The 13,378-nt window shown below is 52.4% G+C and carries 10 protein-coding genes; 2 read left to right on the forward strand and 8 right to left on the reverse strand.

All coding sequences use genetic code 11. From position 1 onward, the window contains the following. The first annotated feature begins 51 nt into the window (after window positions 1-51). Together JL719_RS14450 and JL719_RS14455 are read left to right on the forward strand one after the other, a co-directional pair. Window positions 52-1,803 carry a methyl-accepting chemotaxis protein gene (locus JL719_RS14450; RefSeq protein ID WP_033158087.1) on the forward strand — a complete coding sequence of 584 codons (1,752 nt, stop codon included), beginning with the start codon at window positions 52-54 and terminating at the stop codon, window positions 1,801-1,803. Window positions 1,804-1,948: 145 nt separating this feature from the next. Further along, window positions 1,949-2,779, forward strand: a complete 831-nt coding sequence (locus JL719_RS14455; protein WP_033158088.1) for an HDOD domain-containing protein — start codon at window positions 1,949-1,951, stop codon at window positions 2,777-2,779. 93 nt (window positions 2,780-2,872) lie between these two features. On the opposite strand, the gene JL719_RS14460 is transcribed toward JL719_RS14455, so the two are convergent. The 8 genes from JL719_RS14460 to JL719_RS14495 all read right to left on the reverse strand — a co-directional run bounded on the left by JL719_RS14460 (window position 2,873) and on the right by JL719_RS14495 (window position 13,372). After that, window positions 2,873-3,517 (reverse strand): response regulator transcription factor, encoded by a 645-nt coding sequence (locus JL719_RS14460; RefSeq protein WP_033158089.1) that lies wholly within the window; start codon window positions 3,515-3,517, stop codon window positions 2,873-2,875. After that, window positions 3,514-4,824, reverse strand: a complete 1,311-nt coding sequence (locus JL719_RS14465) for a sensor histidine kinase (protein ID WP_033158090.1) — start codon at window positions 4,822-4,824, stop codon at window positions 3,514-3,516. Before JL719_RS14465 ends, JL719_RS14460 begins: the two co-directional genes overlap by 4 nt. Before the next feature lie 184 nt (window positions 4,825-5,008). Then, complete coding sequence (purL, locus tag JL719_RS14470) at window positions 5,009-8,902, reverse strand: phosphoribosylformylglycinamidine synthase (RefSeq protein WP_033158091.1); 3,894 nt, start codon at window positions 8,900-8,902, stop codon at window positions 5,009-5,011. A 100-nt stretch (window positions 8,903-9,002) separates the two neighbouring features. Beyond that, window positions 9,003-9,749: an NlpB/DapX family lipoprotein gene (gene bamC, locus JL719_RS14475; protein WP_033158092.1), complete on the reverse strand. Its 747-nt coding sequence runs from the start codon at window positions 9,747-9,749 to the stop codon at window positions 9,003-9,005. Between the two features lie 2 nt (window positions 9,750-9,751). Then, on the reverse strand, window positions 9,752-10,627 hold the full coding sequence (gene dapA / locus JL719_RS14480; RefSeq protein ID WP_033158093.1) for a 4-hydroxy-tetrahydrodipicolinate synthase: 876 nt from the start codon (window positions 10,625-10,627) through the stop codon (window positions 9,752-9,754). A gap of 69 nt (window positions 10,628-10,696) precedes the next feature. After that, a complete protein-coding gene (locus tag JL719_RS14485; protein ID WP_211555156.1) occupies window positions 10,697-11,158 on the reverse strand; it encodes a YaiI/YqxD family protein in 462 nt (153 codons plus the stop codon). Beyond that, on the reverse strand, window positions 11,155-11,850 hold the full coding sequence (locus JL719_RS14490; protein WP_033158094.1) for a phosphatase PAP2 family protein: 696 nt from the start codon (window positions 11,848-11,850) through the stop codon (window positions 11,155-11,157). Before JL719_RS14490 ends, JL719_RS14485 begins: the two co-directional genes overlap by 4 nt. After that, on the reverse strand, window positions 11,831-13,372 hold the full coding sequence (locus JL719_RS14495; protein ID WP_033158095.1) for an ArnT family glycosyltransferase: 1,542 nt from the start codon (window positions 13,370-13,372) through the stop codon (window positions 11,831-11,833). Before JL719_RS14495 ends, JL719_RS14490 begins: the two co-directional genes overlap by 20 nt. Window positions 13,373-13,378 lie beyond the last annotated feature (6 nt).

Below are 13,378 nucleotides of genomic sequence, written 5' to 3' on the forward strand. Positions count from 1 at the left end.
GGAAAGACAGTTAATACAAGAAATTTAAAGCGTATTTTAGGGGAGTTTCGGATGTTGATGATGAACTGGCATTCTGTAGGGGTAAAGGTGGTTTCTATCACCATGTCGGTGCTAACACTTTTAGGCATAGCCATCTTGGTTGTTTACTCAAGCTTTGAGAAACAAAAGCTGATTGACCGGGAAATCAAAGCCTCGCGGCAACTACTCACTTTGTCCGAATCAATCCGCGACAATGTCGTAAAAAAATGGGAAGCCGGCATCTACACGCCTGAGCAACTCATGCAATTGGTCGAACAAAAAGGTAGCTCTAAAGCCAGAGAACTGGTGATCGCCACCGTACCGACGGCCAATGCCTGGGATGTCATCGAAGCAGAAGCCAAAGAGCACGGCTTTCGTTTTAAAGCACCGTCTCTTAACCCCCGAAACCCCCGGAACGCAGCGGATGACATCGAGCGTCAAGCGCTGGAGTTTTTCAGAAGCAACCCGTCCGCCCAAGACTTCAGCTACGTAGACGAAGAAAAACAGGAAGTCCGCTATTTACGCCCGGTCAAATTAGTCAAACAATGCGAATTGTGCCATGGCGACCCCAAGACATCGCAAAGTCTCTGGAATAACGAAAAGGGCCAAGATTTACTGGGGTATCCGATGGAAAATCGCCACGCCGGCGACTTGCATGGTGCATTTGAGATCGTCACCCCATTTAGCGTGGCGCTAGCCGAGCTGAAGAATAATACCTTCTACGCTATCGGCTTCTTATGCATAACACTGATCATCATTGGTTTTACCGGCTACTTCACGATGAGCAAAATCATCATCGGTCCGCTGACAGCATTGGCTTTGAAACTGCAGGACATCGGTAGTGGCGAAGGCGACCTGCGGGCTCGCCTGGATGCGAGCGGCAAGTCGGAATTTGCCTGGATTGCATCGAGTTTTAATACCTTCGTGCGCAAAATAGCCAAAACCATCGACCAGATCAGCTCCACCAGCGAAAAACTGGCCAGCTCTTCCCATAAGCTTGCGAATATCACCCAATCGACTCAAGCCGGTGTTGAGCGGCAATTGCACGAAACCACGTTGGTGGCTAATGCCATGAAGCAAATGACATCGACGGTGCAAGAAGTCGCAAAAAATGCCGTTAGAGCATCGGAAGCCGCCGAAATCGCCGACCGTGAAGCGTCGTCAGGCAAAAACATCGTGAAAGATGCGGTACATGGCATCAACAGCTTGGCGTCTGAAGTGGAAAACGCCGCCAATGTGATACACGAACTGGAAAACGACAGTAACAGTATTGGCGAGGTATTAGGCGTGATTCAAGGTATTGCCGAGCAAACCAATTTGCTGGCACTGAACGCCGCCATAGAAGCCGCGAGGGCTGGCGAGCAAGGTCGTGGCTTCGCGGTAGTAGCGGATGAAGTGAGAACCTTGGCCAGCCGCACCCAAAACTCCACTTTGGAAATTCAAAAAACCATCGAACGCTTGCAGGACCGCGCGAAACAGGCCGTGGCCGTGATGGAAAACGGTAGAAGCCGCGCCAACTCCAGCGTAGAGCAAGCCGCATCCGCCGGTGGTTCGATAACCACTATCAGCGAACGTATCGATACCATTAACGATATGAATAATCAGATAGCCAGCGCGGCCGAAGAGCAAACCGCTGTAGCCGAGGAAATCAATCGCAACATCAGCAATATCAGCCGGGTATCCGAAGAGACTTCGATTGGCGCGAAAAATACGGCGGATGCCTGCCACGAGTTACTCGACCTGGCGAATCAGTTGCGCTCCATGGTTGGAAACTTTAAGACCTAGCTAAACCGCTATCCGCTTGGCTCGGCGTAACCCTTATTCAGGCGGCGCCGGGCTCTGAACCGGTTTAAATTTATAAGGTTTGTTCGCCGAGGCTGGCTATAATTCACTAAGAATAATTACAGTTTCGTAGCTTAAGGATGAAGACATGCCCACAAAAATGAACCAACTGTTCGATGAAATCCATAAAATTCCGCAAGTACCCGAAGTCGTAAGATCCCTCATCAATCAGCTAAACAATCCCAACGCGGATATGCTCGACATAGCCAAAAACGTGGAAAAAGAGCAGGTGATTGTTTTAAAAATCCTGCGTTTGGTCAACTCCGCGCATTTTGGTTTATCCCGTAAAATTGGCTCTATAGATGAAGCCATCACCTTGCTGGGCATGAACCAGCTGAAAACCTTGGTGATCGCATCCGGGATTGTCGGTGTGGTACCGCAATTGGATAATTTCGATGTCAAACAAAGCTGGCGGAATAGTTTTCGCACAGCAGGTTATGCAAGATGGTTCGCGGCCCAAGCGGGCCTGGCAGCAGACATCGCCTATACTGCCGGGCTAATCAGCAATCTGGGCAACCTGCTCATTCACATTGGCAGTCCCCGTGAAGCCAACGAAATTGATCAGCATGTGAAAAACGGCAACGTCAGATTGGAAATTGAAAAAAGGCGCTTGGGCTATACCAGCCCGGCGGTCTGCGCGGAGCTTTGCCGTCGCTGGAAATTTGCTGACGAATTGGTCGAAACCATCGAACAATCGGCGGAACCTTTAGCCGCGGACACGCCCAACAAATTAGCTTGCGCAGTTTTCCTCGCCCATACAATCAGCGACTGCCAGGATCAGGGTTTGGATGAAAATCAAATTTTGGCTTCGCTACCCAATCAAGTCACCGCACTTTTAGGCCTATCGGACCAACTTCTTAAGGAAAAATTGCCGGATGTTCTAGCGGCTAAATCTGAGCTCGACGGCCTTCTGGATTAAGAAACATAATTTTCAATAATCGTTCAGACGAAATTATTTTGCCTGAACGACGGCTAATTTATTCCTTCTCAGCCCCCGCCCTAAAACCAACTATCAGCGCGCCGTCATCCCCAAATTGACCGCAATATGAGCAAGCTCTGTGGTAGTGTCCACCTGGAGCTTTTTCTTGATTTGCGTGGCGTAGTTCGCCACAGTTTTATGGCCTAGACACAGCTGATCGGCGATCTTATGCACCGTCAACCCTTGGGCAAGCAAGCTAAATACATCGAACTCGCGTGCAGAAAAACCGGCGATTATCGCGTGATAACCGGTGTGCTGGCGTTCTTCACCGCCCCCCTTGACCAAACCGCGCTCGACATACTGTTGACCAGCCATAATTGCCGCTATCGCTTCGGCAAGAATACCGGGAGCGCTATTTTTGGTGATATAGCCCTGCGCGCCGGCTGCCAATGCCCGGCTGACATAAACTTGTTCATGATGCACACTAAAAACTAAAATTCTTGCCTCACTATCGCGCTGAATGATCCGCCGAATAGTTTCCAAACCGCCAATCCCCGGCATGGACAAATCCATCACCAACATATCGGGCTGTAATTCTTGATAAAGCTGAATAGCCTGTTCACCACGCTCGGCTTCGCCGATAACTTCGACACTATCCCCGGCAGCCAACAGCATTTTAAAACCAGCCCGCACCACCAGGTGGTCATCCACCAACACGATTTTTATCTTGTTATTCATACGAGTGGGATTCGCGCATTAACCAACATACCTGAACCAGGGCGAGACAACACCTGCAATTCGCCGTCCAGCGACTTGATACGTTCTTTTATACCCAGCAAACCAAAGCCTTGACTGGTAGTCTGCAAATCGCAGCCGCGTCCGTCATCCTGCACTTTAAGTTGCAAACATGCCTGGGGGAGATCCAGCTTATCCAAGTCAATTGTCACGCTATGGGCTTGTGCATGGCGCACCACGTTAGTCAAACACTCCTGAATCACCCGAAACACTTGAATAGTCAGATTTTTATCCAAACCATCCACTGCGTCGCTACAACGAATCGTCAGACGCAGGTCGGCATTGCGTTCCGACCAATGATTAACCATCTCTTCCAAAGTGGCCTTCAATCCTAATTCGGTCAAGACCAGAGGATGCAATTGCTGCATCATCGAACGCACCACAGTCATTAAGTGATCGCAAATTTCCGCGATTGTTGCGGTTATTTTAGCCGCGTCGGCTTTACGATGCGCTGCCGTAACCGCCATCACTTTGATAGCCGTCAGGGATTGGCCAAATTCGTCATGCAATTCCTGAGACAGGCGTTGGCGCTCTTCTTCCTGAATGGCTAGCGAATGCTGTGTCAATGCGCGATTTTCCTGGCGGGTTTTTTCCAATTCAACCGTCATATGATTGATTGCCTTGGCAATATCATCGAATTCCTGCGTGGAAAATGGCGGCAATTGTTGCCGATATTGGCCGGTTTCGATCAGGCGCAAGGCGTCCACGATGACCGCAATCGATTGCAAAGACTTATTAAATACCAGATTGACCGCCAGAAAAGTCAACATAGTCAACAAGGAAATCGACGCAAAAAACGCCACGCTTTCCTGCCAGACTTCAGTGATTTCATCGAGCGGCTGAGCCTGAATAATCAGCGTCAATAACTTGCCGTCCTGCATGTTCAGCTGATGCTCGACTTTGGGATAGTCGCCCTTCACCAAGCGGATAAACCAACTAGGCGGCATTTCTTCGGGATTGGTCGGTTGATTTTCGCCGGCGAAATGGATTAACTGTCCGTCCGGCTTTTGCAATTGAATGCTCAAATGCCGCGTTTGCCGCAAGGCGCTGAAGCGGGATAAATCGTCGCTTTGTTGAAATACCGGGGTATCGGTGATGCCCAAGGTCAGCTGCAAGGCCAGATGAATCGAGGCATCCACCTCCTTCTCGACCGCTTGGCGGGCTTGCCAGACCGCAATCGCCCCGCCCAATACCAAAATACAAACCGAAGACAGCAGGATGCGACAGATAATCTGGTAGCGAAGGCTCATAACGTGGAGTGCGTTGAAAACCCTCTATTATCCCGTCTAGCTTCCCACACAGCTATAGGAAAAATTCTTATTTATTTCCTGGCGATGAGAACTGCAAATTGGAGCCCCTGAATCATGGAGAGGCTCGGGATATGGGTTACTCAAGCTCGATCCTATTTAACCAAACGAAAGCCTCGGCGCTGACTCAGCCTACCCAAACCCGAGCATTTCTGAACATTCGCAACCACGCCCCATCTTCCAACCAATCGGCAGGATGCCAGGAGTTCTGTATCGCCCTGAAACAACGTTCCGGATGCGGCATCATGATGGTAAAACGGCCGTCGACGGTGGTTAAACCGGTAATGCCCAGCGGTGATCCGTTCGGGTTGGCCGGAAAGGCTTCGGTTTCATTGCCGTAGTTATCGACATAACTGATCGCAACCTCGGCTTCGGCAGGGTTTTCGGAATCGAACTCGGCGCGCCCTTCCCCATGCGCCACCACGACCGGCAATATAGAACCCGCCATGCCTTGGAAGAAAATCGACGGCGAAGCCTGCACCTTGACCATCGCTACCCGCGCCTCGAATTGTTCCGACAGATTGCGTTTGAACTGCGGCCAGTGTTCCGCACCTGGAATAATATCCTTCAGGCCGGACATCATCTGACACCCGTTACAAACCCCCAAACCAAACGTATCGGGGCGGGCAAAAAACGCGGCAAATTCGTCGCGTGCTTTCGGGTTGAACAAGATGGATTTGGCCCAACCGCCGCCCGCACCAAGCACGTCACCGTAAGAAAAACCGCCGCAAGCCACCAGACCGGTAAAATCGGCCAGCGATACCCGGCCGCTGATGATGTCGGTCATGTGTACATCGATAGCCGCGAAACCGGCTCTATCGAAGGCTGCCGCCATCTCGACGTGGCCGTTGACGCCTTGTTCGCGCAGAATAGCCACTTTCGGTCGAACCGCATCCGCGAATTTTGCAACGATGTTGTCGTTGATGTCGTAAGTCAACTGAGCGGACAAACCTGGATCGTTGTCATCGGCGATCCGCTCGAATTGTTGCCGCGCACAATCGGGATTGTCGCGCAAGGCCTGCATTCTGAAGCTGACTTCCGACCAGGCTTGTTGCAGTTCAGCGCGTTTCGCACTGTAAATTTCCTTGCCGTTACGGACGATTCGTAACCTTTGATCTGAACTTAATTTACCGACGATATGGGTAAATTCGTCCAGCCCGGCCTGATCCAACAGTCGCGCGACATGATCCAATTCAGTCGTTTTTACTTGCAGTACCGCGCCCAATTCCTCGTTGAACAAGGTCGCCAGCGTGTCGTCGCCCAGTTCGGAAATATCTAGTTCAACGCCTTTACGGCTGGCAAACAGCATTTCGGTTACCGTAGCCAGCAAACCACCGTCGGCCCGATCATGGTAAGCCAGAATCAGCCCTTGGTCGTTCAAGGCTTGAATGGTATCGAAGAAACGCTTGAACAAACTCGCATCGTCCAGATCCGGTGCCTGGTTGCCGAGCTGATTGTAAACTTGGGCCAGCACCGAACCGCCGAGACGGTTCTTGCCCCGGCCAAGATCAATCAACAGCAACACGCTATCGGCATTTTTCAACTCTGGAGTCAGTGTACAACGCACGTCCCGTACCGGCGCGAAGGCAGTGATGATCAGCGACAGTGGCGAGGTCATGGTCTTCTCATGCCAGACGCTTTTCATCGACAGCGAATCCTTGCCTACCGGAATCGCAATGCCCAATTCCGGGCACAATTCCATACCCACCGCCTTGACGGTATCGAACAGCGCGGCGTCTTCACCGGGGCTGCCGCAGGCGGCCATCCAGTTCGCGGACAGTTTGACATCATTAAGCTTGCCGATACGAGCCGCTGCCAAGTTGGTCAACGCCTCGCCTATCGCCATGCGTCCGGAAGCAGGACCGTCGATCAAAGCCAAGGGCGTGCGCTCACCCATTGCCATTGCTTCGCCGGTGTGGGCATAAAAGCCGGAAGCCGTGACCGCAACATCAGCCACCGGCACTTGCCAGGGGCCGACCATCTGGTCGCGAGCGACCAAACCCGTCACTGAGCGGTCGCCGATGTGAATCAAGAAGCTCTTGTCCGCCACGGCCGGAAACGCTAAGACCCGTTTCACGGCTTCGGCCAACTCGACATTGTCCAGTTGCAATTCTGGCAAATTCTTGGTCAAACGCTGGACGTTTCTATGCATTTTCGGTGGCTTGCCGAACAATACCGACATCGGCAGGTCAACGGGTTTACCACCCAGCCATTCGTCGCTCAGCGTCAGATGTTCCTCGTCGGTGGCATGACCGATCACCGCGTACAAACAATGCTCGCGTTTGCAGAAGGATTCGAATAATGCCAGCGACTCAGGTTTGATCGCCAACACATAGCGTTCCTGCGCCTCATTGCACCAGATTTGCATCGGCGACATGCCTTTGTCGGCGTTCTGCACCTTGCGCAATTCGAAACGGCCGCCACGATCGCAGTCGTGAATGATTTCCGGCACCGCGTTGGACAAACCGCCGGCACCGATGTCGTGAATAGAGATGATGGGTGTGTTTTCGCCCAGCGAATTACAGTGATTAATCACTTCCTGGCAACGGCGCTCCATTTCCGGGTTTTCCCGCTGCACCGAAGCAAAATCCAGCTCCGCAGCGCTTTCGCCGGAAGTTTGCGATGATGCCGCGCCACCGCCTAGACCGATCAGCATCGCCGGGCCGCCGAGGATGACGATCAACGAGCCGGCCGGAATCGGATGCTTGTCGACCAGCATCGGCCGGATGTTGCCCATGCCGCCGGCAATCATGATGGGTTTATGGTAGCCGCGATATTGGTTCGCTTCGCCAGTTTCAGCCGGTTGTTCGAAACTGCGGAAATAACCGGCGATATTGGGCCGGCCGAATTCGTTATTGAACGCCGCGCCGCCGATTGGCCCTTCCAGCATGATGTCCAACGCCGAGACGATGCGCTCCGGCTTGCCGTAATCCGCTTCCCAGGGTTGAGAAAAGCCGGGGATTTTCAGATGCGAAACGCTGAAGCCCGTCAAGCCGGCCTTGGTCGCCGAACCGCGACCGGTGGCGCCTTCGTCGCGAATTTCGCCGCCGGAACCGGTTGCTGCGCCGGGATGCGGGGAAATCGCAGTCGGATGGTTGTGGGTTTCCACCTTCATCAACATGTGCGCCTGTTCTTCTACATAACCGTAGGCGTAGTTATTAGCTGCATCGCGGATGAACACCTTGGCTGTAGGGCCTTCCAACACCGACGAGTTGTCGCTGTAGGCGGACAGCACACCTTGCGGGTTTAGAGTGTGAGTATTGCGGATCATCGCGAACAAAGACTTGGCTTGCTCTTCGCCGTCTATCGTCCAACTGGCGTTGAAAATTTTATGCCGGCAATGCTCAGAGTTGGCCTGAGCGAACATCATCAGTTCCACATCGGTCGGGTTGCGGCCTAAGCCGATAAAACTATCGGTCAAATAATCGATCTCATCGGTAGACAAGGCCATGCCTAATTCAGCGTTGGCCTTAACCAAAGCATCCCTGCCCTGCTCGATGATAGCCACGGTTTGTAAAGGTTGAGGATCGTGCTCGGCAAACAAATCAAGTTCAGCCTGATCGTAAACCACTTGTTGGATCATTCTATCGTGCAGTAAAGCCGCCAGTTGGTGTTTAACGGCATCGCTCAAAGTATCGGTAGTGGTAAAGCGATATTCGATACCGCGCTCAATGCGTTTTACGACCGACAGGCCGCAACGCTCGGCTATTTCCGAAGCCTTACTGGACCAAGGCGAAATAGTGCCCAAACGCGGCACCACCCACAAGGAGAAAAACGGGGATTCAGGCGATTCGCCGTTCCCTTCCACCGCCGCATTTTCGCTGTTTTCATCGCTTTGGCCGTAATCGAGCAAGCGTTCCAGCATCGCCGATTGCTCTGCGGATAGCTGACCATCGATTTGCACGAAATGCTGAAACCGGGCAGTAACGGCAGTAATGCTGCCGGCGACTGTCTGTAGTTCGGTCAGCAGTTTTTCAATACGAAAACGGGAAAGAGCGGAGGTTCCGGATAGGGTCAACATGGGCTGTGTTTGAGTCGATTTTTATAGCTGAAAGAGATAAATACGGGACATTCTGGACGTACAGCGCGGTAAGCCCCAAACCGCAAGCAATGCGGCGATTTTATGGGGCCGCTGCACTATCGGCCGCGCCATCCGACTTGTTAGGGGTGCTGCTGGGTATATCCTGATTAATGCCTTCGGTGATCAATCTGAGCAAAGAGGTCGCAGCGACATTTGACAGGGTCTTACCATCACTATCTTGCACCGTCACTTCGGTAAGCAGTTCATCAAGTTGATGCAGGCTTACCCGATATTCCTGTTCCTGGCTGGGATCGTCGCCGAATAAAAAAGTGATTTCGTCCAGAATGGAACCGTCTTCCGGCTTAATCGCGTCAGGATCGTATTTGACGAAGAAATAGCCTTTGTCCATATTCCGCTCGACCACTTCCAATTTTTGGCGGCTCAAGGCTTTGCCGACTATCCACCACGCTTGAGTGGCAGATTGATCGATTTGTAAACTGCTGACGCCACTGCTGCCGGCCGCTTGCACACTTTTCCCGGAACCGGCTGCCGCGACAGTCTCTTTAGCTTCGGTTTTTTCCGGCTTACTAGGCGCCGGCTCTGCGGCTGCCGCGGATCGGACAGGCTCCTGCCGCACCGGCTCTGGTGCAGGTTCCGGCGCATTGCTTACCGGACGGGTCGCCAAGGTCTTGGTTTTTAGATCGTCCGGGACAACTAATTCGGGGATTTCGGTAGTAAATTGATAATCTCTTTCCTTATCCGGAAACCAGCTCTTGATGGTGCTGCACGAGGCATTCAACAGCAACGCCGAAACCAGCGTCAGACGACCGTATAGGCGAGTTTTCATGGTTATAAAACGCCGGCTTGATGCATCGCCGCGCGCACGGTAGCAAAACAGTCTTCAGTCAGCCAAGTCAAAGGCAAACGGATGCCTTGGCCCATCAAACCCATTTCCGCCACCGCCCATTTGACCGGAATGGGATTGGATTGTATGAAGAGACTGCTGTGCAAACCGGTCAACTTGGCGTCTATCGCCTCGGCAGTCGCGCGATCACCCACCATTGCCGCCGCCAACATTTCGTGGACCAGTTTCGGTGCCACGTTGCCGGTCACGGTGATGCTGCCGTTGCCGCCCAATAAACAAAATTCGCAGCTGGTGGCGTCGTCGCCGGTGTACAGCGCAAAATCGTCACCGGTTAAATCCCGGATTTCTTTAACTCTTTCCAGCTTACCGGTGGCTTCTTTCACACCCACGATGTTATCGATTTTCGCCAGTCTACCCACGGTTTCCGGCAACAAGTCGCAAGCGGTACGCCCCGGCACGTTGTACAGAATTTGCGGAATATCGACCGCTTCGGCGATGGCTTTGTAATGCAGGTACAAGCCTTCCTGGGTCGGTTTGTTGTAATAAGGCGTGACCAGCAAACAAGCGTCCGCGCCGGCTTGCTTGGCTTTTTGAGTCAGGTGTATCGCTTCGCGGGTGCAATTGGCACCGGTGCCGGCGATAACCGGTATCCGTCCGGCCACGCAATCGACGATTAATTTAATGACTGCGCAATGCTCGTCTTCGTCGAGAGTTGCCGATTCGCCAGTGGTACCAACCGCTACCAATGCGTCAGTCCCTTGCTCTATATGAAATTCGACCAGCCGTTTGAGACTGGTTTCATCCACCGCACCGTCTTCCGTCATCGGGGTTACCAGCGCAACGATACTACCTTGAATCATGCAAATCTCTCGTGTTTAGGTATATAAAACCGGGGCATTATATCAAGCTAACCCTGAAAACTCAGCCTGTTATATTTGCCGGGCGGCCAGAAATCTATCCAGCGCGTTGGCGAAATTTTGGACATCTTTGGCCGTCATGGCCGCCGCACCACCGGATGCCAAACCGTTGTCGCGCAAGCCTTCCATGAAATCGCGCATGGCCAGTTTTTCACCGATATTCTCCACCGTATAAGCTTCGCCGCGCGGATGAATCACAAACCCCTGCTTGGCTAGGATTTTTGCAGCCAACGGAATATCGCCGGTAATCGCCAGATCGCCGGCCCGCAGATGCTCGACGATATAATCATCAGCGACATCGAAACCGCCGCTGACGCGAATGGATTGGATATAACGAGATGGCGGCACGGCGATGCTTTGATTGGCAATCAGCAGCAATTCCAACTGCCTTTTTTGGGCGACGCGGAACAAAACCGTTTTAATCAAATTAGGACAGGCATCCGCATCCACCCAAATCTTGATTGCCACCGTCATTGCGCGGTCTTCACTTCCGGTTTTGTTCGTATATACCAACCGTAGTACAAGGCATAAGCCACCAAAAATACCAGGTATCCGGACCACAAAATATCCGACGCGAAATGCCCGCCCGAAGTCATCCGGGTAAAGCCCAGGGTCCAAGCCAAGACTATGGTCAGAAGAAAATAAATCGCTTTGTGGTTTTGCGACAGAAAATACAATACAAAAAATGTATAGCCCACCGAACAGTGACCGCAGACGAAAGACTTATCCGGGGTGTGGCCAAATTTGGCAGGCGGCACATATTGGTACTCGCCGCCGAACTGGCTGACATGCACCGGCCGGGGTCTTCCCCAGTGATCTTTGACAATCAGATTAACCACCAAGCCCGGCCCCAAAGCAATGACCAATAAAATATACAAGGCCTTACGGCGAAAGCGTTGCGTATGAGTATTGAAATGACTGAGGACATAAACCGCTAAAGCTATCAGACCGGCCCACAAGGTGAACGGAAAAGCATAGTCATACAGCAGTTTCCAGGGCCACCAATGCTGGGTCGGCCAGACATCGCCGGGATTTTCCGGATGATAAAACAAGGCCGCCAGGCGCAAATCCAGGTCTGTCAGCCCAAACAATAGCGTGGTCAGTGCCGCCAATAGCAACACGAGCATGAGTTCGTTGCGCGCGCGTCTAATTTTCCGATGGGGCATAGCTTTCCTTATCCAATGTTAGCCGGACGGTTTCCGGCCAAAACTTCAGGTTTTCACCTAAATACAGGTAATACGGGGAACTCGGCTTGGCAGGACTGGGGATTTGCGCCAAGAAGCGAAAATTTTGAAACGCCGCTTTCAATTCTGCGGGTAGGTTTTCCTCCGAGGTTTCACCCAGCACAAAGCCATTTTTGCCGACAAACGCCTGCGGACCAGGCCAAACTTCGTACTGCGACGTCACCACACCACTGGGTTCGTAACGATAAACCTGGGGATGATCGGGCAAGTAAAACGCCAACTCGCTCGCCAGATAACGATGGCCCAAGGCTACCACAAAGGTGTTATCCAGATTGGGCAAACTGATCAAGCGCTCGAAATGCATGTTAATCGCCAACTCCTGCCAACTGTTGAAACGCTTGGTGGGATCGAAGGCCGTGTTTTGCAATTTAAATACTTGCAACACGATGGGCAGCAAATAGGTCAACAGCACCATTGCCAAACCCAATGCAACACCGTATTTCAAGGCTTTCTTCCAGGCGCCGGCCAGCCAGTTGCCGGCCAACAAAATCAAGCCGGTAAAATAAAACGGCATCGGCCAATTGCCTTGGGCTTTTTGCAGCACACTGAGCAGCAACACACCAAGCAACAAGGCTGGCCCCATCAATAGCAAAAAGCGTTGTTCCGCAGCCAGGCGTTTAAAATTGAACGCCGCTTGCGCGCTGCTAATCAGCACCAGCACAAACAACACCGGCGAGACCAGTAACAGCTGGTAAAGCAGAAAATCTCGGGCCCATTGTAAATGCTTAAGTACGCTGACCGGTTCATGGTTACCGAAATGACCTCTACTATGCCCGAACATCACCCAATCGTGTTGCTGGTTCCACCATAAAATCGGCACTGCCGCGATCACGATAGGGCTTAAATAAATCAGAAACTCTTTTTTCAACAGCCCCCGGCGTTGCTTATCCAAGGCTAAAAAGATCAGTAACATTAACGGCAAGATCAATGCTGATTGCTTGCTGAGCAAGGCGGCGGCGCTGGCCAAACCGGCCCATAGCCAGGCGTGCGCCTGATTGTCGAACAGTGCCCGTCTTAAATAGTAAACGGTGATTATCCAGAAACAATACAGCGGCGCGTCGATGGTCATCAGGAAGTTGGCCAACACATTGATCGGCGTCGCCAACACCAGCAACAGCGCCAAAGCCCCGCCGCGCGCACCGTAAAATGCCTTGGCCGTGGCGTGAAAATACCCCAGAAATACTGTACCCAACAACAGCGCCGGCAAACGCACGGTAAACGTATGATCGCCCAATAACCAGGTAAACGCACCGATCAGCCAGGCGATCATCGGCGGCTTGCTGTAATAGCACCAGTCCGGTCGCCGCGACCAATCCCAGTAATAGCTTTCGTCACCGATCAAATCAAAGCCATTGATCAGCAGAAATCCGCCGCGCAACAACATGAGCGCCAGCAGCAAAGCCAACGTATGTGCGTCTATCCAGCGTAACAGTCTCTCAGACATAGGCGC

Source organism: Methylomonas sp. LW13, from assembly GCF_016865255.1.
In the GTDB taxonomy this organism is placed as follows: domain Bacteria; phylum Pseudomonadota; class Gammaproteobacteria; order Methylococcales; family Methylomonadaceae; genus Methylomonas.